Source organism: Weissella confusa, assembly GCA_041871065.1.
In the GTDB taxonomy this organism is placed as follows: Bacteria; Bacillota; Bacilli; order Lactobacillales; family Lactobacillaceae; genus Weissella; species Weissella confusa_A.
The window spans coordinates 276,593-295,881 of record CP168942.1 but is presented as its reverse complement, the minus strand read 5'-3'; the positions used below and the strand labels follow the sequence as shown (position 1 = coordinate 295,881).

The window sequence follows — 19,289 nt, the reverse complement described above, 5'->3', positions numbered from 1 at the left end:
AATGGCTGTCATTAAGTGTGCACCTAACGGCAACACGACATGGCAGAATTCCTTTAAAATGGCGATTTAGTTGTGCGATGCTTGGGTCTATTTTGTTCCTTGGTAGTTAGCTGTAATGCGCCAAACGGTCACAATCATCACCGCCATACCAAGGGCAAGGACAATGTATGCGTCGTGCAATCCGTTGCCCACAACTGAAACAATGGTCGTCGCTACCAAGACCCCGATAACTCCGGCGAATTGGCGGGCCGTGCTAATCATTGCCGAACCATGGGTAATCAAATAATCAGGTAATTGATTATTCGCATACGTCGTGGCCGGTAACATCATAAAGGCATTGCCGACTTCCCCAAACGCAGCGAAAATAACTGCCAATACAGCGTTATGCAAGCCAAACGTTAGTGCCAATCCTGCATAACCAATAAAAATACTGGTAGCCCCAATTCGCATAACAACCTTTAGCCCCTTTTGATCAAGTAGCTTGCCTGAACGACGATTCATCACGGCCATCAATGCAGCCGGCGGTACCATCAACAAACCAGACACCAATTTACTAGTGTGTAGGACATTCTGATAATACAACGGCATCAATACTGTCATAACAATCAAAGCGATATATGACGTACCAGTCAACAGCAATCCTAGCGTAAAACCAGCTTGCTTGAAGACCTTGAAGTCGAGCATCGGTTGTGACAGATTACCTTGGCGGTGTACAAAATACACGCTCAAGACGAGGCCAACCATCATCATTGCAATCATACTGATTGGCTGCGTGGTGTGTCCCAATGACTGAATGCCAAAGAGTACCATCGCAAACCCGAATAGCCCGATTAATGATGGTACATCCAAATGCACATCTTTCTTCACAATGACGTTTTGTCCGACAAATAGATTGACCAAAAATAGCAAACCAATAACAAGTTCAAAAAATACAAAGACGCCTTGCCAATTGAACCATTGGCTGATAATACCGGACACAATTGGTCCAGTTGCTAGGGCAGCCCCCATCACTAAACCAACCATTCCCATGCTGGCACCGCGACTCTCTTCTGGCGTAATCAACATAATGACGCTTTGATAACTCGGGAACAAAAATCCAACAGCAGCACCTTCAAGCACACGACCAAGAATCACCCAACCAAAGCCAGTTGCGTTAATGGCAATAAATGTTCCTAGCAAAAACATCGCTTGAATACCAGCTAAGAACCACTTGAATGGTACCCGATTCAACAGCCAAGGACTCAGTGGCATCGTCACCGTCATAACCAACATAAACCCAGTGGTCAGCCACTGTACCATTGAGATTGGCACGCTAAAATGACTAGCCATCACTGGATAAATCGTGGTCATAGCTGATTGGCTAATTGAGAAAGAAAAACTTGTCAGCAACAGCATCCAAACAAACAACGTTCGTTCACGCTTACCTAATTGTTTTGTCTCGCTCATTCTGTCCACTCACCATCCGCAATGTCACCCAATAACTCACGTGATGGCACAAAGAATAATTGTCCTGACATGAGTTGTGAGAACGTCAGCAAATAATCAGACATCTCAACCATTTGCGTCAACATCGCCTTGGTAACTGACCAGTAACGTGAATAGCCGATAAAGTACGTCCCTGTCTTGTTCAAGGCGGGCTCTGAGAACGGCACATTCATGCGAACGATTTGACGTTCCTCACCATCAATTTCGACCTTGGCACTCACATTGTGTGCGTTATGGAACTTTTCGTCGTCTTCCAATTCAAGATCGTCATACTTGTGCCGGCCAATTGCCTTCTCTTGTACTTCAGTCTTTAATTGTCCCCAGAAGTCCATATCGTGCAACCACTTTTGTGCAAACGCGTATGACCCGTTCACAAATTCAGGGTCCTCGTCACCAATAACCGCAACTTCAGCGGAGTCAGCCGCACTTGGTACCTCAGTCCCATCAATAAAGCCGATAATGGCGCGCCCTTCAAAATTGCGGAAGCCCTTGGTTTCATCAATAACCGTCGTGACATCATGCAAAACGGTCATATATTGACGCACAACCTCATACACAATTGACATATCATTCGCACGCACGTGGATGAAAATATCTCCCTCTGTCCCAGGCATGCTATACTCAGCCCCCTTAAGTCCCTTGAACTCTTCTAGTTCAGCTGGAACTGGCTTGTTTGGGAACAAGGTTTGCCAAGCAGTATAACTAAAACCGATAGCAACCTTCAAATTTCCGTCTGCTGCACGTACATTCATTGAACGGTTAATCGCTTGTGAACGATCAGCAAATTCCGTGATGGCATCTTGTAGTTCCGCCAACGGCTTTGTGCGGTCCAATCCCAACACCACAAATTCAACGCTTTGACCAACGTCCTTCCAAACGTCTTGTGCCTTTGTATAATCCATTTCAGCCATGATAAGCCCTCCCAAAAGTATAATTGGGCGGTGTCTCAGTTCTATCAAATTAGCAAGTTGCTAAATAAGTGTCATAAAATAATCGGCCAACCATGAGTTGAAAGCTTATGACAATTATTTAACCGAGGCATCCGCCACACATACTATTATTGGCACACTTACAAGTAGTTAACACAAAACTCCTTTATAAGGGAATGGTTGCAAGCCTGGTGATGATTATTTCGGTCACCACTTGCATACAAAAAAGCACTACCTTTCAACAAGGTAGTGCTTTTAAGATTAAGCTGCCATACGACGATCTAGAATACGACCAATCTTTGAGATGACGTAGTTCAAAGCGAAGTACAAAACAGCTAGTGCAAAGAACATTGCGACAATCGCATTTGGTTCTTGTGCATAAATAATTTGTGCACGATATGTCACTTCAGGCAACATGATAATCGTTGCCAATGACGTGTCCTTAATCAATGACACGAATTGTGACACAATCGGTGGGATCATCTTCTTGTAGGCTTGTGGCAAAATGATGTACCACAAGGCTTGCTTGAAGCTCAATCCGTTTGAAAGTGCTCCTTCAAGTTGCCCCTTTGGTACGGCTACGATACCTGAACGAATAACTTCGGCCAACATTGCTGACTCGAAAATCGTCAAAGCAAAAATCGTAGACGTCATAACACCCAAGCGAATACCAATCTTTGGCAAAGCAAAGTACGTAAAGAAGATAATCAACAAAAGTGGCAAATTACGAATCAAATCAATAATAAAACCAACAATCTTTGATAGATAAGGAATCTTCACGTAACGGATAACACCTAGGACTGAACCGATGATAAAACTCAAAATAACAGATACAACCGCTACCTCAATTGTTACCCATAGTCCCATCAGCAAGAAGCGGATGTTGATCCATGAGAAAGCTGACAAAAATTCACTCATGATTATCCCTCCTTACTCAACTTGGCTTCCAAGTAACGCATGTAGTAACTCATTGGCATCGTCAAAATGAGGTAGAAAATACCAACAATAATGAATGGGCCAAATGTGTCGAACGTTTCTTGTGAAATCATGTTCGCTTGATACATCAAATCCATACCGGCAACGAAGGCCAATACTGATGAGTTCTTGATCAAGTTAATAAATTGGTTTCCAAGTGGTGGGATAACCAACTTAAAGGCTTGTGGCAAAACCACATAACGCATACCTTGCCACCATGACAAACCGTTAGACATCGCACCTTCAAGTTGTCCCTTTGGCACAGCGTTGATACCGGCACGAACCGTTTCAGCGATAAATGCTGACGTGTATAGTGTTAGTCCCAACGTTCCGGCTGCAAAACCGCTAATCTTAACGATGTTTGCAATAACGACGTAGAAGAACATCGTGATAACCAACAATGGGATGTTTCGTACGACTTCAATATAGATACGACCGATGATGTTTGCGACCTTGTTTGGAACCACTTCAAGCAAAGCGAAAATCGTTCCCAAAACCAATGACCCAATCAAAGCGAGCACTGAAGACACAATCGTCCAGCCAAATCCACTTAAGAAGTCGCTAGCGTGTGATTGAAATAATGAAATCATTCCTTAGCCAACTCCTTCCAGTTCATACCTTCAACGCCAGAGAACCACTTCTTGGCTAGCTTAGCGTATGTACCATCTTCCTTAATTTCATCGATGGCCTTGTTGACCTTCTTGACCAACTTAGGATTGTTCTTGTCCATGGCAACACCGTATGGTTCCTTCGTGAAAGGACCACCGACAACTTGCAATGACTTTGAACCAGCGGCCATTCCATATAGGATACCGTTGTCAGTCGTCAATGCATCCCCTTGACCGGCCTTCAAGGCAGTCAAAGCAGTTGCATAGTCTGACAAGGCAACAACCTTGGCCTTTGGTGCAAACTTCTTAACCGTTACAGCAGATGTTGATCCGGCAACCGCCAAGATACGAGCACCAGGCTTGTTCAAATCGTAGATACTCTTGATACCACTATCTGACTTAACCAAGATTGATTGACCAGCGTTAAAGTATGGCTTTGAAAAATCAACCACCTTGGCACGGTCTGGCGTAATTGACATCGTCGCAATGATGGCATCAATATTACCGTTCAACAACATTGGAATACGGGTACCTGAAGTGATTTGCGTCAACTCAGCCTTAGCCTTTGGGTTCACACGCTTGGTGATTTCCTTGGCCATGTCCACGTCGAAGCCTTCAAGCTTTCCCGTCTTAATGTTCATCAGCCCCATCAACTTGGTGTCACCCTTAACACCCCAGACCATCTTATCGGTCTTCTTAATGCGGTTGTAAGTTTCATTCTTTTTATCGCTAGCTTGAACCGTCGTTGTCACAACACTTCCAGCTAGTAGTGCGATGGCTGCGGTAGCAAGTACCGTACGCCATGTGCGCGTAAACTTGCGACTCATATTCCGCACCTCCCTAGTGGATGATTTGTGACAAGAATTGACGAGCGCGTGGTTCCTTAGGGTTCTCAAAGAACTCTTCAGTTGGAGAGTCTTCCAAGATTTCACCGTCAGCCATGAAAATAACACGGTCGGCCACTTGCTTAGCAAAGCCCATTTCGTGCGTCACAACCAACATCGTCATGCTTGAATCAGCAGCGATTTCGCGCATAATCTTCAAAACATCGTTAACCATTTCTGGGTCCAATGCTGACGTTGGTTCGTCAAACAACAAGGCCTTTGGCTTCATTGCCAATGAACGGGCAATCGCGATACGTTGTTGTTGTCCACCTGACAACGTTGAAGGCATCTTCTCAGCCTTATCAGCCAAACCAACCTTCTCCAACAATTCCATTGCAATTTGCTTGTTTTCTGCTTCATCGCGCTTCAATACCAAGCGTGGTGCCAACATAATGTTTTCTAGCACTGTCTTGTTAGCGTACAAATTAAAGTGTTGGAACACCATCCCCACGTTCTTACGCGTACGGTTCATGTCCGTCTTGGGATTGGCCAAATCTTGACCGTTAACAATCAATTGTCCTTCTTGAACTGGTTCCAAACCATTCACGGTACGAATCAAAGTTGACTTACCTGATCCTGAAGGACCAAGCAAAACAACAGTCTCACCAGCTTCAACTTTAAGGTTAATATCCTTCAAAGCATGGAAATCTCCATAGTACTTCTCGACGTCCTTAAATTCGATCATCGACATTTGGGTTGCCTCCTATTTGATAATTCTCTCAATTTAAATTATCTCTCTATAAATAAAAACCCGCCGCGATTACTCGGGACGGGTCGCTACTGTAATAATAGTCTGTAAGTTACGATAGTGTCAAATTCTTTGTCAGCTTTGTTAACAACAAGTGTGTTTGTTCACAATTCTTTTGCTTTATAGGCTAATTCGACCGCTAAATGGTAGTCATCGTGGCGCGTTTGTAGGTTAGCTCGGCCGCGCACCTTTCCTTCGCCACCTAAGATAACCGCCGAAGCAACAAACAACTCGTATGATTCCATTGCCAACGCTACTGGCTGTAGGCCAACTGTTTCGATACGCGCTAATCGTTGCGCCAACATCTCGTTCAAACCACCATAGATGGCCAGGCCACCACGCTCCTTTTCCAAACGGAAGTAAGGTAGCGGTGTACCAGGATGGTTCGCATAAATGACATCATGGTCAGCCGCCAAGTAGGCCATTTGCTCATCTTCTGACAAGCCACCATAATCTTGGGTCATCAGACCGTTTGATTGGAGTTGTTCAGCAACCTTTGTTAACTCAGCCTGCATATCCGGATCAGTCACGGCACTAGCTGGCAAAACGTGTTGGCGGCCATACAAACCATTCGCTGGTACAAACGGCGTTGCCGGACGTTGCGTCTTATCCGCATCCGCTGGTTTCCCACCCAATAGCTTTTCAACCTTGGGTGATAAATCCCATTTGAACGTTTTCTTCGTAAAATAGTAGACAACATTCAAAAAGGCAAAGTAAGCAATCACGATAAAGGCCAGCAATAGCCCCAAGCCACGCAAATAAGCGGCGTTCTTCAGGTGCATAATTGCCAAGTACAAAACGTAGAAATTACCCACTGACGCTAAGATTGTATACACTTGACCCTTCCACTTTGTGTTGACATTAAAGAAGCCAAGATAATGATTCAATAAATCCAAAATGGTCAACATTAGTTTGTGCCTCCATTATCCGCAGGCGTTTGTACCGTTGTGGCTGAACTTGAAGAAACAGCACTCGAACTAACCGCTGATGACGATGACGCCACACTGCTACTTTCGCCACGTGATGAACTAACCTCGCTTGATGACACTTCGCTTGAAGAAGAAGCTTCACTCACAACTGCTGACTCTTCAACTGCTTCAGAGGTTGAAACCTTCGCACGACTCTCTGACGTGTCACTTGATGACTTCTCAGATGACACGCTACTTTGTTTCTCTTGTGTCTCGCTCGATACCGGCGTTGACACAACTGAAGACGCTTGTTTTGGCGCCCCGTTAGACGTATTCGTTGAGACATTAACAATCGCGTTTGCTGCGCTCAATGCCAAAATAATTGAAACTAAAGCGACCGGTGTGATAAACGGTGGTGTGCGATATGCCATGAGTTCCTCCTTATATCGTCAAAGCTATCCTTGAACAACTTCTTTTACAATGTCATCAATTGCCTGCTTAGTCGTCTGCCAATCATCATTGACAACAACTTTGGCAACGTTAGTTAATTCAGCTGGTAATTGCGTGTCACGCTGGTATTCGTCACTAGCTAGGCGTGCCTTAACTGCTGCAACATCATCACCACGCTTTTCCAAACGTGTTAATAATTCTGATGATTCACTGACCGTTAAGTAAATAACAACTGCTTCATCTGGTAGTTCGCGCGCATAAGTAATTGCGCCAGCTGTATCAAGCACAATTGTAATAAATGGGTTCTTTTCCCATGCACGTTCCAAGCCTTCGTGTGATGATCCGTAACGGTAGTGTGAGTATTCAACACTTTCGAGATAGTGGTTGTCGCCAAAACTGGCGTCGTTTTCAAAGTAGTAATCTACTTGATCAACTTCACCATCACGTGGTGGTCGCGTTGTGTGCGTAATCACCTTAGGCATCTCGTAAAACTCATTCAAATAATTAGCAACGGTCGTCTTACCCGTGCCAGTGTTACCCGTTAATACAAATACTTTGCGCTTCATAATCCCAAAATGTCTCTCTGTTTTCTTAATAGACTTCATTATAAAACCCTGAGCTTAAGTTGGCTTAAGCTCAGGGCAAAATTATACTTATTCTTTACCACCAATTGGCAAACGCATCACGCGCCCGATAATCACCATCAAGATGACCACAATCACAACCTTAACGATTGTTGGCACAACGAATGCAATCAAACCAGTTGCGACCGCTGTTTCAATTGACATCTTAGCAACAAACGCTAACCACAACGTACCGAAACCAAGTTGTAGAAAGGCCGCAATCAAATTCCAAAGGAGCATCGCCGGCCATGAACGACCCAAACTAGCACCGAGGCCAATGACCAATGGAAATAGCAACATACCAATTAAATAACCACCGGTTGGTCCAATAACGATCCCAACACCTGACGTCCAGCCAGCGTAAACCGGCATACCAATCATCCCCAAAAGCAAATACACTGCAACCGCCGAAAATGAAACGCGGGTTGCTGCAATTGACGCAATCAACGGAATAATAATAGTTTGCACCGTCAAAGGCACAATGCCCGTTGGAATTGATAAGGGTGCCAAAATAGCAATAATTGCAGCAAAGACTGCTGCCAAAACGAGTTGGCGTGTTTTCATGAAATCACCCATCCTGTCATTGTTAGTTTCGTGATTTCACCTGAGTAAAATGTTTGACGTTGACCATTAACGTCCACCACTAGACCACCATCCGCACTCACATCCTTAGCAATGCCGGTAATCGTTTGATTACCGACCGCCATTTCAACTGGCTGACCAATCACCAACGACCGTTGCCGGTATGCCGTCATGACTTGCGTCGCATCTAATGAAAAATAGCGAACAAAATAATTTAATAACGTCGCCGCAAGCCGATTTCGGTTTACCATTTGATCAGTCAGTGCACCAGCTTTCTGTGCAATCTCATCTGGATAGTCAGCCGGATTAATGTTGAGTCCAATTCCGATGACCAAAAAGCCATCATCGCCGGTCGTATTTGGCACCGCTTCTACTAGAATGCCGGCCACTTTTCGTTGGTTGTAGTACAGATCATTGACCCACTTGATGCCAACCTCAACCCCAATTTCTTGCGAAAGTGCTTCGGCCGCTGCAACTGCAATCCCCGTCGTCACCTTACCGGGTGCCAATGTTTTCATATCAGCCCATGGCCAAATTAACGTTAGGTAAAGACCCGTTGCTTGTGGTGAATAATATTGGCGTCCATGACGACCATAACCTGCCGTCTGTTCATCTGCCACAAGCGCCATTGGACCAATTACGTCTCCCGCTGTAATCAATCGTTTGGCGGCTGTGTTAGTTGAATCAATCGTCGTAAACGTCTCTACCGACATGGTTTCTGGTGTCTGTAAGTATGAAAGTATAGCGGTCTTATCCACGTCTTAGTCCCCCAATTATCCCCAGGCTGTATCACCCCTTAATCATACCGTGGTACACACTAAAAAACCAGACGTCCCAAGCGGTTCGTCTGGTTATCCTTATTGTAATGAAATTGCCCGTTCGTGGCGTCGCACCTCCGCCACAATTGGTGCGACAAGTGGGCGGAAACGTTGTGGCAAATCAATGCGATGGTTTTTCGTCTCTTCCAACCCTTGAATATGTTGTTGGTTGATGTCGTGATCAAACTTTTTTATAAACCAAACCATCAACCTGTGCCACCATTTTAACTTTTCAGGATTAACAGCGCCTTGTAATTGGTAAAAATGGACGCGCTGTTGTGCCGGATAATCAAAGTTTTGCGTGCATATACTTCTAAAATATTCACGATCAATCGGGTGTAACCCAACCGAGAAAAAGATGATTTCGCAAGCATTCAGATTAGCCAACTCACTATTAATCAAGTTTGCAATCTTAATATGGCCATTAAAAATCGGTCCACCAAAGATAATCGTATCGTACGTCGACAAGTCTAAAGCGCCGATTTCGTCTAAACGATATTTGCTGATGTGCAACTCCTCTGCAATCCAAGCGGCATAAGTTGCGGTATGTCCATATTTTGTATCGTAAATTATAACCGCACTCATAGCCAACCCTCCTGCGTCTAATTTCCATTAGGATACAGGATGAAACTATGATTCTGTGCGCAACGTTTGACCAGTCTTAGAACTACTTGTTGAACAGTCCCTTGAAGAAGTTAACCAATGGGTTCCAAATGTTCGTCACGAACCAGTTGGCCGCTTCCTTCACATCTTCAGAGTTCGCGAAATCCTTGGCCTTAGCCATGATATCACCTGCTGAATTTTCAAGCTTATTAGACAAGTCCTTAGCGTTATCAACAAAGGCCTTTGAGTCTGAAATTGGGGCGTTCGCCACACCAACCAAAGCTTGACCCATTTGTTGTACCGCTGCTTCAGAAGTCTTACCAGCAATGCCTTGCTTGTCCAAGTTAACGTTCAATTGGTTGATCGCAATGTTGACCGTAATGTTTGTACCATCTTGCTTCTTCTCAGCCAATTCGCCGGCCGTTGTGGTAACCGCTGACGTTAGCTTACCAGGGTAGCTACTGTCATTAGCATTTTCGTTAACCGCCGTTTGTGTTGCACTCAACATGTCATTGGCTGCCGTCGTGTTGCTTTCATCCAAATTAATCCCATCAGTGGCCAATGCCTTGTACACACCAGCCAATGCGGCCTCACCAGAAACCTTTGAGTTAGCTGTTACCGTGATGATGACATCGTTCACACCAGCCATCGTTGCCGCCATCGCGTATTGTTGTGACGTCACTTGGGTAATGTTGTTTTGCCCGTTATAGTCCTTAATATTAACCAACGTGCCAGTACCAGGTTCAGCTGGCGCAATTGATACTGAACTAATCATAGCGCTATCCGCAACACCTGAAATGTTCAAGTATGTCGCTGCGTCAGCACCAGTTGTCGTTAACTTGGTGTAATTATCCGTTACGCCTAGCGTTGAAGCCAACGTAGACTGATCAGATGCACCTGCACCGTACACAACATATGACTTTGACAAGGCACGATTTTGCACATTTGTCGTACCGGCCGCTGAAACCACGGCTGTTGGTGTGACAAACACAGTCGTTGTGACTGCCGTTGCACCAATCAATGATGTTGCCAACAAAATTGTCGTGATAACCTTACTCGTTTTCATGGTTAAAATCTCCTCGAATATTATGTTACATAATTGTAACACAACCAACCTAAAACAAAACTTATCGTCGGTAATAAATCCGTTTTGAATTGTGAACTTTTTTTGAATTTTTTATAGACAGACTGTGCATTCCGCCTTTTGACACTGACAAAGTGTTAGTATAAAAAGGAAATAATTGTCTTAGATTGATAAAGGAGACGGCTAATTATGCAAAGGGCAACCAAACTCGCATTGTTAGTCGCTGTCGCCGGCACAACGCTGACAACAACGACTGGTTTTGCAGATACAGCAACGCAAAACATTCCGAATACAACCACAGCGACTTCAGTTGCCGATTCAGCTATCAGCGAGCCGTCAGCACCTGATTCAACATCAACACCTGCTAGCACCGAATCGAGCGTCGTGACATCAGAGGCTGTCGATGAACCATTGTTCATTGTATTACCAAGTTCAGCGATTGATTCAGCGGCACCAGCAGCTTCCGTGACCAGCGCAAGTACAGCCGACATTGATTCTTCAGCTGTCGATGTCGTTACCTCAAGTGAAACAGATTTGAACATTAGCCTACCCGCGGTTTTGCCTGGCGAAAAGTCGTTGTTAACTTCAGCAACTTCGGCAGCCTCATCAGTTGCTAGTGCTTTACCTAGCACTAGCACTGACCTTGTCCAATTAATGACGGACATTTCAATTGTCGATAACGGCTCACATGCCACTAAGCCGGCTGAAAAGGTTGTCGAAGCGGTTGGTAGTGATGCAACGACACCTTCTGAGGAAGCCGGTAATAAGGTACAAGTTTCGACGAACGAAAAAGCCCCCGTTTCAGCAACAACTAGTACGCACTCACAATCAACTGCGAATGCCACGAACGTTTCTGAAACTAATGGGGATGTCGTTAAGACTAGCATTCACGTCGTTCCAGCCCAACAAACGGCCACTGAGACCAATACGGCTAACGTGCCGAGTGTTAAAACACCTTCCTCAACTGAAAAGAACATCGCGCCTGATCAAGGTAACCAAACGATTAATGTCGTTCAAACGGTTGCTGTAAAGGCAAGCAATCTCGCCGATGATGTTTTGCCAAAGGCGGCCTATCAATTCGCCTGGACGCCAATTGCCTTCGTTGTGGTTGTCGTGACAATCGCCGCCTGGGCCGTTGCCTACTACACGATTTTGCGTCGCCAAAAGATGCGCGAATATCAAATTGTAATGCATGACTAATAAAAAAAGCACTCGCAAACAATTTTGCGAGTGCTTTTTATTTTGCTTAAATTAGTCTTCGACGTTAGCCAATTCGTACATTGATTGTGCAAAGATTGCCATTGCACGCGTCAAATCTGAAACTGGGTAGAATTCGTCTGCTTGGTGCATCGTATCAGGCACACCTTCGAACATGGCACCAAAGGCAACACCACGCTCCAACAAACGACCGAACGTACCACCACCGATAACTTGCTCACCAGCTGGCAAACCAGTTTGATCACGGTAAACTTGCAACAACGTCTTAACTAGTGGATCATCACCAGGAACGTAGTGAGGCACTTGTGCGTGACCTTCTTGCTTAGCCGTTGCTTCAAAGCCTGCTGGCAATGAGGCAGCCACGTGACCTTCGATTTCTTCGGCCGTCGTGTTTTGTGGGTAACGGAAGTTCGTGTTTACGAAGCCATCTTCTCCATCAGTAAAGCGTTGGATACCAACGTTCATTGACAAGTCGTGCATCAAATCATCGTGCGTCTTAGCACCAATCTTTTCAGCAACCGTGTCATCGTGCAATTGCGTTCCCAAGAACGTCAAGAAGCCCTTAGCGTTGCCACCAAAGTCTTGGTCTTGCAAGAAGTTAGCCAAGTAAGTACCAGCGTTTTCACCAGTTTCAGGCATCGCACCGTGAACTTGCTTTCCATAGAAAGTAAATGTCACTTGGTTACCATCAACCTTAGCTTCACCCTTAACACGCTTTTCAGCGGCCAAGTAAGCATCCATAGCTGAAACCAAAGCAGCAGTATCTGCGGCTTCAACAACAGCAACAGCAGTTCCAGGCACCATGTTTGGACGTGAACCGGCTGAGAATGAAACCAACTTCAATGAACCACCTTGCGTACCAGCAAAGCGCGTTACGATTGAAACGTTACCCTTTTCACCGTTGATGATTGGGAATTCAGCGTCAGGTGAGAATCCCATCGTTGGCATACCGTAGTCCTCAAAGAACTCATCCATACCAGTCCAGTCAGACTCTTCATCGATACCCATAACCAAAACCAACTTGCGCTTCAAGTCCAAGTTCAAGTCCTTGATCATCTTCATTGCATAGTAAGCAGTGAATGAAGGTCCCTTATCATCTGATGCACCACGGGCATACAAACGACCATCTTCAATTACTGGAGACCATGGATCCTTTGTCCAACCATCACCGGCTGGCATAACGTCCAAGTGACCGATAATTGCAACAGTCTCTTCAGCGTCTTCAGGTCCCAATTCTGCGTAGGCAACCAAGTTCTTGTAGTTACCCGTGCGGAATCCGTCACGCTTAGCAAATTCTTCGAACTTCAACAAAGCTTCCTTAGGACCAGGTCCCAAAGGTGCATCTTCCGTTGCAGCCTCGTCATCACGAACTGACTTAATTGCCAACATCTCCTTCAAGTCTGTCAACAATTCGTCTTCATACTTCAATGCTTCTGCACGCCATTGCGTTGTCATATCTCATTGACCTCCACTGTCATATTGGTTGTAATTATACGCCATTTTATAAAGAAATGCAGACTTTAATCAATATTATGCATGATGGCTAACCTTCTGTCAGTCATATTTTCTTCATGTTCAATATCAATTGTGAACGCTTACAGAACGCTTTGTAAATTTCCGCTTTTTCGTATTTTCTAGTGATATTATGAACAAGCATTAAGCAATTACATTTTTAATACACAGGAGTTAGCTTTTCATGGATGCAAAAGTTCAAAAGGACGAATTTGCTAAGCTTACACTGATGGATCGAATCTCATATGGTTTGTGTGACTTCGCTCAAAACTTGGTTTTCGGTACTGTTGGTGGATTCTTGCTATTCTTCCTTACTACGGTTAACGGTATTTCAGCTGCGGCTGGTGCCACGATTTTCTTGGTTGTTCGTTGGATCAACGTTGTTTGGGATCCTTGGGTAGGTGCTACGGTCGACAAGTCACATCCTAAGGGTGGAAAGTACTTGCCTTACCTACGTAACTTCGGTATTCCGCTAGTTATCTTGGCTGCCTGCTTGTTCTTGCCAGTTGGACAATGGTTCCCTGCATTTAAGGTACCATATGCCTTCTTGTCATATATGGCAACGGCCATGGTTTACTCATTCGTTAACATTCCATATGGTGCCTTGAACGCATCATTGACGCGTGATAACGATGAAATCGCAAAGTTGACGACGGTTCGTATGACGTTGGCTAACATCGCGAACTTGTTGGTTTACACTTGCTTCCCTATCTTCGTTCAATTGGCTACGTCAGTTGGTCGCGAGTCAAAGGATATCGGAATGTTTGGAATCCACATGAACTTGGGTGACTACTCATCAGCTCAATCAGCTGGTGCTTGGTTCAAGGTTTATGCCGTATACATGGTTATCGGATTCTTGGTTTTGATGGTTACTTACTCAAAGACGAAGGAACGCGTTTTGCCTGCTGAAGATGAGCCTGAAGTAAAGTACTCAGACTTGTTTGCTGAGTTGAAGCGTAACAAGCCTTTGCGAATCTTGGGATTGTTCTTCTTGGTTGGCTTTACGTTCATGTTCTTCGGAAACACTGTATGGCCATTCTTCTTGCAATACAACATTGGTCACTCAGAGTGGAACGGTTCAATTTCATTGATCGGTTCAATTCCTGGAATCTTCTTGGTCTTCTTGTGGCCTAAGATTCGTGCCAAGGTTGGTAAGAAGCAATTCTTCGCTTTGTTCTTGGCTATTTTCATGGTTGGTTCTATCCTTTTGTGGGCATGGACTAAGAACCCTGAAAACATCGCTATGGGTTACGCTGGTCGTTTCTTCCAACAATGGGGATTGACTTCAGCTACTGGATTCATGTGGTCATTGGTTCCTGAAGTTGTTACTTATGGTGAGTACACTTCAGGTAAGCGTGTTGCTGGTATCATCAACGCCATCATGGGATTGTTCTTCAAGATTGGTTTGGCCTTGGGTGGTATCATCCCTGGTTACATCAACGCTGCTACTGGATTTGACGGTACTAAGAAGATCCAATCAGCTGATGCTTTGATGGGATTGCAATGGTCAATGATCTGGTTGCCAATCATCATGGCTGTTATTGCCATCTTGGTAATCATGAAGTACCCATTGACTGACGAAGAAGTTAACAAGATGAACCACGAAGTTGAGGCTCGTCACAAGAAGTAATTTCTTGGTTAACAATTAAGTTAGTTAATAAAAACGACGTGAATGTCAAAATTCACGTCGTTTTTTTGTGTCGTTATTACAGGTTTGATTGAATACGAGCCATGTAGTTTGGCAAGAAATCAGCAATGAATGATGGCTTCACCACATAACTGTGGCCTGCCATCTCTTCGGCGATTGCTGAGTGTGCATAAACGGCCGCTTGCACAGCCTTGGTTGGGTTGGCTTTGAACTGGGCTGTAAAGCCAGCGATTGTACCCGCTAGCACATCACCCATCCCACCAGTCGCCTGGTAAGCACCACCGATTTGCAATTGCTTTTGATCATCCTTGGTGTAGATAATCGTGTGGTGTTGCTTAAGAACTAGCACATCAATGTTCAAAATTTGGCGTTGTACCTCATTCAATTGGTGCTCTGCTTGATAGTTTAATTGCACCCCACTCAAGCGTGCCCACTCCATTTGGTGTGGCGTCACAATCGTGAACGTGTCACGTGGGAACGTCATATTCTGCTCAGCCATAATCGTCAATGCTGAACCATCAACAATCAAGATTTGGTTTTCCGTAACAGCTTGCAAAACTTGTTGCACTAATTGCACCGCAAAACCATCGGTCCCCATACCAGGGCCTAATAGAATCACATCGTTATTAGCAATCGCTGTCATCAAATCCGCGTTATTACGCCAGTCCACAAACATGGCTTCTGGTGTACGCGTGTGTAGCGGTGCCAAATTGATCAAATCCGTTGCAACCGTCGTTAGCCCTGCGCCAGCGCCAACAACCGCACCGGCTGCCATCAAAATGGCCCCACCGTATTGGATATTACCCCCGATTAGTAAAACGCGACCAAACGTCCCTTTGTGGCTGTCGTCAGGTCGACGCACAATGACCTCGTGCAATATTTCTGATTTCAATTCACTAATCATGCCGTTTCTCCAATTTTTGTAAGTGTTACCTAATTATAACGCGCAAAAACGTAAATTTGAAATCGTCCTGTTTCATTCATGAAATGTCAGTTGCATTATGGTCAATCTTCAGGAAGAATTAACGATATACAGGGAGGAACGCAAATATGTTAAATATTGCCTACGTCGGATTTGGTAAAAGTACGAACCGCTACCATATCCCCTATTTAATGGAACGCCAAGACCGTTTCAAGATTAGTCGGGTTGTAACCCCCACCTTGGGCAAGCGTCCCGACGAACAAGCTGCTTTGGAAGCAACTGGTACAAAATTCTCAACAGATATCGCTGACATTATTAACGATGAGTCGCTCGACTTAGTGGTGGTGGTCACCCCCGCCCCTAGTCATTATGACGTTGCTAAGCAATTGCTACTTGCTGGTAAAAACGTGCTTGTCGACAAGCCAATGGTTGAAACATTAGCCCAAGCTGAGGAGCTTGTGACTATCGCGCGTGAACGCCAACTCTTCTTTATGCCATTCCAGAACCGTCGTTTCGATAGTGACTTTTTGACGATTCAACACGTGCTTGACGCCGGTTATGTTGGCCGTCCGGTCGAACTGGAGTTGCATATGGATCATTATCGCCCTAACGACGGCGTTAAACTGGGTACGCCTATCGACGGTTCATGGTACGGGCACGGTGTGCACTTGGCCGATCAAATCGTTGCCCTTTTCGGTTCGCCGGACCGTGCAACCTATGATTTGCGTGCCACACGCGAACCTGGCGCTACCATCGACGATCAATTTGAAGTGAACCTGTTTTATGGCGATACTTTCAAAGCTACGGTGCAAGCAACTGAACTAGCTGTGGTCGCCTACCCTAAGTGGGTACTGCACGGTACCAAGGGCACGTATATCAAGCACAATATCGATCAACAAGAATATGATTTGAAGACCGGGATTATGCCGGGGATGCCTGGATTTGGGGATGATGCACCACAAGATTTCGGTGTCGTCACTTACTACAACCAAAATGGCGATCGCATTGAAAAGGTCATTCCAACCATTCACGGTGACTACGGTCGCGTTTACGACACTGTCTATGACACGCTAGTCAACGAGGCGCCAAAGTTAGTGTCTGATGAACAAATGCTGACAGTTATCGAGCTTTTAGCTGCCGGTTATACCGACCCAAAACCCCACGTAACAACGTTTGAGCGCTACTAAAAATTCATCACATCTTTTTCAAGGGTTTATCCTTGTAAGCGGTTACATGTGGTGTTAATATAATGGTGTACCAAAGGAAAGGAAGGTAAAGGATTTGAAAGAAGTTCTTAATTCGACCTCTATCACGACTCTACCTACCAAATTCCATGCGGGCGTGTCACAGTAATGACGCAAGATAATTAACGTATTGTTTTTAAAAGAGATAAACACCTAAGTCATGTATTGACATCTCTTGCGATCATTAGCATCGGTCACTTCGACAAAGTACGATAACCTTTTTAAGGCGTAAGCATGTATGGCGATTCGAAGGCTGCTCCTGACACGGTCTGCTTTTCAAACAGATAGACATGGATGCGGTAGAGATAGAGACGGTGAGTTTGGTTGCGACCATACCCTAGCGACAGACGTTTAAAACTGCAGATTAAACTTCTAGGGTGGTCCATTTACAATTGAATACAGGGTGGCGGAGTAGCGTCTTCCTTGTTACGTGTCGCAAAGCGTAACGAAAGTTTACCGCGGGTCAACGTACCGGCGGTTTTTGTTTTGTCTTTAAATGTTTTTGTGGTTAGTGTCGTCGCTGTCGCGCCGAGTGCTTGGCCCCTTCTGAGGCACGCTAACACGTCCAGACCATGACCTGCAGGGAGCGGAGTCCACGCCGTTGGCGCGAACACCTTTACCTCCCGTGGCTCTAAGCGGGAAACCCGCTAAGAACCCACACCTGCGGGTCAAGGTCTGCACGTGTCTATACGCGTGGCGGGGCCAAGCACAGCAACCAAGCAATACTCTATTGGTTTGATTTACATCCACCACAATACATCAGGTTGAAATGTTCACCCATTTATTTACAGGTGGATGATAATCTACAACAGACAAGAATATCTCGGTTGCTGGCATGGAAGTGTGGGACTATCGGAGCGTTCAAATTGGGGCAACATGCCGCATGGCCGGCGCTATTCAGACAAGCCCACATAGGACTAGAAGGATTAGGGGGAATTATTTGCCCAGCTGAATGGCGTCCGCGCCATTCGGTTGCCCCAATTTGAACTTTGCCGGAGATAGTCCCACACTTCCATGCCTCGACGCAACGCGTCGACACACACCACAAACTAAATAACTCCAAATAAAAAACGACTAACCCGCAATCGAGTTAGTCGTTTATTTTTTATAGTGTCATGCGGTACTCTTGCAAAAGTCCTTCGCGTACACCTGATGCTGAGAAGATGACCTTGTCAGCGCCAGTACGTGAAATCAACTCTACCAATGGCAACAAACCACTGATAATGATGTCCGCACGGTTGGCTTCTGTACCCAACACTTCAGCACGTTCTGCGTGCGTCATGTTGGCCATCTCATCAAATGTCTTCAAAACTGATTCCGTCGTCATCTCGTAGCCGTGGAAGTTTGAATCCGCTGGCAAGCCGTGACGCAAACGGTCAAGACGGGCCAATGAACGGTTCGCGCCACCCAACAAAATGATTGGCAACGTCGTCGTGTCTTCCAACCATGGCAAGTGGTCGTATTGATCAGAAACGTATTGTGAGGCGCGCTCAATCAAGCTTGGATCAATCTTGCCTTCCCCATTCAAGTGGAACTTCTCTGACAAGTTAACCGCCCCAAATGGCAAACTGATAAAGTTCGCAGCCATACGTTCTTCAATACCAACCAACTCAACACTGGCACCGCCAGTATCAAGCAACCAGGCATCTGAAATATCCAAGGCTGAAACAGCCCCAAGATAGTCGTAATAAGCTTCTTGGTCACCCGTTAGCACACGGATTTCAACGTCGACGGCACGGTAAACACGGTCCAAAAAGTCCGCTTGATTCGTTGCCTCACGCACAGCTGCGGTTGCAATACCAACAACTGAGACGCCTTCATATGCCATATAGTCATCACGGAACTCAATCAAAGCATCAACAACGCGGGTCATTGCTGCTTCGGTTAGTTCACCTGCATTTTGATCCATCCCCTCAGCCAAACGCGTATCTAACTTACGACGCTTAAGCTCAACGAACGTGCCATCTGCTTGTAGTTCTTCAACAACCATTCGGGTTGAGTTTGACCCCAAGTCAATGACTGCCAAATAGCTCATAATTTATACCCCT

General features: G+C 45.3%; 19 protein-coding genes. 3 read left to right on the top strand and 16 right to left on the bottom strand.

Features of this window, described 5'->3' with window-relative positions; translation table 11 throughout:
* Positions 1-87: 87 nt before the first annotated feature.
* The 13 genes from ACAW68_01185 to ACAW68_01125 all read right to left on the bottom strand — a co-directional run bounded on the left by ACAW68_01185 (position 88) and on the right by ACAW68_01125 (position 10,679).
* On the bottom strand, positions 88-1,446 hold the full coding sequence (locus ACAW68_01185; GenBank protein ID XGA16216.1) for an MFS transporter: 1,359 nt from the start codon (positions 1,444-1,446) through the stop codon (positions 88-90).
* A complete protein-coding gene (locus ACAW68_01180; GenBank protein XGA16215.1) occupies positions 1,443-2,396 on the bottom strand; it encodes a Dyp-type peroxidase in 954 nt (317 codons plus the stop codon). The genes ACAW68_01185 and ACAW68_01180 overlap by 4 nt, the downstream gene beginning before the upstream one ends.
* A gap of 279 nt (positions 2,397-2,675) precedes the next feature.
* Complete coding sequence (locus ACAW68_01175; protein ID XGA16214.1) at positions 2,676-3,332, bottom strand: amino acid ABC transporter permease; 657 nt, start codon at positions 3,330-3,332, stop codon at positions 2,676-2,678.
* Between the two features lie 2 nt (positions 3,333-3,334).
* The gene (locus tag ACAW68_01170; protein ID XGA16213.1) at positions 3,335-3,979 is read right to left on the bottom strand and encodes an amino acid ABC transporter permease; all 645 of its coding nucleotides are present in this window, start codon (positions 3,977-3,979) and stop codon (positions 3,335-3,337) included.
* Positions 3,976-4,824, bottom strand: coding sequence for a transporter substrate-binding domain-containing protein (locus ACAW68_01165; protein XGA16212.1), 849 nt, complete (start codon positions 4,822-4,824; stop codon positions 3,976-3,978). The genes ACAW68_01170 and ACAW68_01165 overlap by 4 nt, the downstream gene beginning before the upstream one ends.
* 13 nt (positions 4,825-4,837) lie before the next feature.
* Complete coding sequence (locus ACAW68_01160; protein XGA16211.1) at positions 4,838-5,572, bottom strand: amino acid ABC transporter ATP-binding protein; 735 nt, start codon at positions 5,570-5,572, stop codon at positions 4,838-4,840.
* A gap of 161 nt (positions 5,573-5,733) precedes the next feature.
* Entirely contained in the window at positions 5,734-6,537 is an 804-nt protein-coding gene (locus tag ACAW68_01155) for a DUF6681 family protein (GenBank protein ID XGA16210.1), read from the bottom strand.
* Positions 6,537-6,968: a hypothetical protein gene (locus ACAW68_01150; protein XGA16209.1), complete on the bottom strand. Its 432-nt coding sequence runs from the start codon at positions 6,966-6,968 to the stop codon at positions 6,537-6,539. The genes ACAW68_01155 and ACAW68_01150 overlap by 1 nt, the downstream gene beginning before the upstream one ends.
* A 24-nt stretch (positions 6,969-6,992) precedes the next feature.
* On the bottom strand, positions 6,993-7,553 hold the full coding sequence (locus ACAW68_01145; GenBank protein ID XGA16208.1) for an AAA family ATPase: 561 nt from the start codon (positions 7,551-7,553) through the stop codon (positions 6,993-6,995).
* Positions 7,554-7,640: 87 nt separating this feature from the next.
* Positions 7,641-8,174, bottom strand: coding sequence for a biotin transporter BioY (locus ACAW68_01140; protein XGA16207.1), 534 nt, complete (start codon positions 8,172-8,174; stop codon positions 7,641-7,643).
* Complete coding sequence (locus tag ACAW68_01135; protein ID XGA16206.1) at positions 8,171-8,950, bottom strand: biotin--[acetyl-CoA-carboxylase] ligase; 780 nt, start codon at positions 8,948-8,950, stop codon at positions 8,171-8,173. Before ACAW68_01135 ends, ACAW68_01140 begins: the two co-directional genes overlap by 4 nt.
* A 99-nt stretch (positions 8,951-9,049) precedes the next feature.
* Complete coding sequence (locus tag ACAW68_01130) at positions 9,050-9,595, bottom strand: flavodoxin domain-containing protein (protein ID XGA16205.1); 546 nt, start codon at positions 9,593-9,595, stop codon at positions 9,050-9,052.
* Between the two features lie 82 nt (positions 9,596-9,677).
* A complete protein-coding gene (locus ACAW68_01125; protein ID XGA16204.1) occupies positions 9,678-10,679 on the bottom strand; it encodes a DUF1002 domain-containing protein in 1,002 nt (333 codons plus the stop codon).
* 207 nt (positions 10,680-10,886) lie between these two features.
* Between ACAW68_01125 and ACAW68_01120 the strand changes: the two genes are divergently transcribed.
* Positions 10,887-11,897 (top strand): hypothetical protein, encoded by a 1,011-nt coding sequence (locus ACAW68_01120; protein ID XGA16203.1) that lies wholly within the window; start codon positions 10,887-10,889, stop codon positions 11,895-11,897.
* A gap of 51 nt (positions 11,898-11,948) precedes the next feature.
* Here ACAW68_01120 and pepV read toward each other — a convergent pair whose 3' ends face one another.
* Positions 11,949-13,370, bottom strand: coding sequence for a dipeptidase PepV (gene pepV, locus ACAW68_01115; GenBank protein ID XGA16202.1), 1,422 nt, complete (start codon positions 13,368-13,370; stop codon positions 11,949-11,951).
* A 241-nt stretch (positions 13,371-13,611) separates the two neighbouring features.
* On the opposite strand from pepV, the gene ACAW68_01110 reads away from it, so the two are divergent.
* Positions 13,612-15,057, top strand: a complete 1,446-nt coding sequence (locus ACAW68_01110; GenBank protein ID XGA16201.1) for an MFS transporter — start codon at positions 13,612-13,614, stop codon at positions 15,055-15,057.
* Between the two features lie 76 nt (positions 15,058-15,133).
* Here ACAW68_01110 and ACAW68_01105 read toward each other — a convergent pair whose 3' ends face one another.
* The gene (locus ACAW68_01105; protein ID XGA16200.1) at positions 15,134-15,979 is read right to left on the bottom strand and encodes an NAD(P)H-hydrate dehydratase; all 846 of its coding nucleotides are present in this window, start codon (positions 15,977-15,979) and stop codon (positions 15,134-15,136) included.
* A 146-nt stretch (positions 15,980-16,125) separates the two neighbouring features.
* Here ACAW68_01105 and ACAW68_01100 point away from each other — a divergent pair, with 146 nt between their 5' ends.
* Positions 16,126-17,184, top strand: coding sequence for an oxidoreductase (locus ACAW68_01100; GenBank protein ID XGA16199.1), 1,059 nt, complete (start codon positions 16,126-16,128; stop codon positions 17,182-17,184).
* 1,162 nt (positions 17,185-18,346) lie between these two features.
* Here the strand turns inward: ACAW68_01100 and ACAW68_01095 are convergent.
* A complete protein-coding gene (locus tag ACAW68_01095; GenBank protein ID XGA16198.1) occupies positions 18,347-19,276 on the bottom strand; it encodes an exopolyphosphatase in 930 nt (309 codons plus the stop codon).
* Positions 19,277-19,289 lie beyond the last annotated feature (13 nt).

What these genes read in the sequence shown, in the direction of transcription:
- ACAW68_01185 (XGA16216.1), bottom strand. Translation starts at nt 1,446, where the DNA reads ATGAGCGAGACAAAACAATTAGGTAAGCGTGAACGAACGTTGTTTGTT.
- ACAW68_01180 (XGA16215.1), bottom strand. Translation starts at nt 2,396, where the DNA reads ATGGCTGAAATGGATTATACAAAGGCACAAGACGTTTGGAAGGACGTT.
- ACAW68_01175 (XGA16214.1), bottom strand. Translation starts at nt 3,332, where the DNA reads ATGAGTGAATTTTTGTCAGCTTTCTCATGGATCAACATCCGCTTCTTG.
- ACAW68_01170 (XGA16213.1), bottom strand. Translation starts at nt 3,979, where the DNA reads ATGATTTCATTATTTCAATCACACGCTAGCGACTTCTTAAGTGGATTT.
- ACAW68_01165 (XGA16212.1), bottom strand. Translation starts at nt 4,824, where the DNA reads ATGAGTCGCAAGTTTACGCGCACATGGCGTACGGTACTTGCTACCGCA.
- ACAW68_01160 (XGA16211.1), bottom strand. Translation starts at nt 5,572, where the DNA reads ATGTCGATGATCGAATTTAAGGACGTCGAGAAGTACTATGGAGATTTC.
- ACAW68_01155 (XGA16210.1), bottom strand. Translation starts at nt 6,537, where the DNA reads ATGTTGACCATTTTGGATTTATTGAATCATTATCTTGGCTTCTTTAAT.
- ACAW68_01150 (XGA16209.1), bottom strand. Translation starts at nt 6,968, where the DNA reads ATGGCATATCGCACACCACCGTTTATCACACCGGTCGCTTTAGTTTCA.
- ACAW68_01145 (XGA16208.1), bottom strand. Translation starts at nt 7,553, where the DNA reads ATGAAGCGCAAAGTATTTGTATTAACGGGTAACACTGGCACGGGTAAG.
- ACAW68_01140 (XGA16207.1), bottom strand. Translation starts at nt 8,174, where the DNA reads ATGAAAACACGCCAACTCGTTTTGGCAGCAGTCTTTGCTGCAATTATT.
- ACAW68_01130 (XGA16205.1), bottom strand. Translation starts at nt 9,595, where the DNA reads ATGAGTGCGGTTATAATTTACGATACAAAATATGGACATACCGCAACT.
- ACAW68_01125 (XGA16204.1), bottom strand. Translation starts at nt 10,679, where the DNA reads ATGAAAACGAGTAAGGTTATCACGACAATTTTGTTGGCAACATCATTG.
- ACAW68_01120 (XGA16203.1), top strand. Translation starts at nt 10,887, where the DNA reads ATGCAAAGGGCAACCAAACTCGCATTGTTAGTCGCTGTCGCCGGCACA.
- pepV (XGA16202.1), bottom strand. Translation starts at nt 13,370, where the DNA reads ATGACAACGCAATGGCGTGCAGAAGCATTGAAGTATGAAGACGAATTG.
- ACAW68_01110 (XGA16201.1), top strand. Translation starts at nt 13,612, where the DNA reads ATGGATGCAAAAGTTCAAAAGGACGAATTTGCTAAGCTTACACTGATG.
- ACAW68_01105 (XGA16200.1), bottom strand. Translation starts at nt 15,979, where the DNA reads ATGATTAGTGAATTGAAATCAGAAATATTGCACGAGGTCATTGTGCGT.
- ACAW68_01100 (XGA16199.1), top strand. Translation starts at nt 16,126, where the DNA reads ATGTTAAATATTGCCTACGTCGGATTTGGTAAAAGTACGAACCGCTAC.
- ACAW68_01095 (XGA16198.1), bottom strand. Translation starts at nt 19,276, where the DNA reads ATGAGCTATTTGGCAGTCATTGACTTGGGGTCAAACTCAACCCGAATG.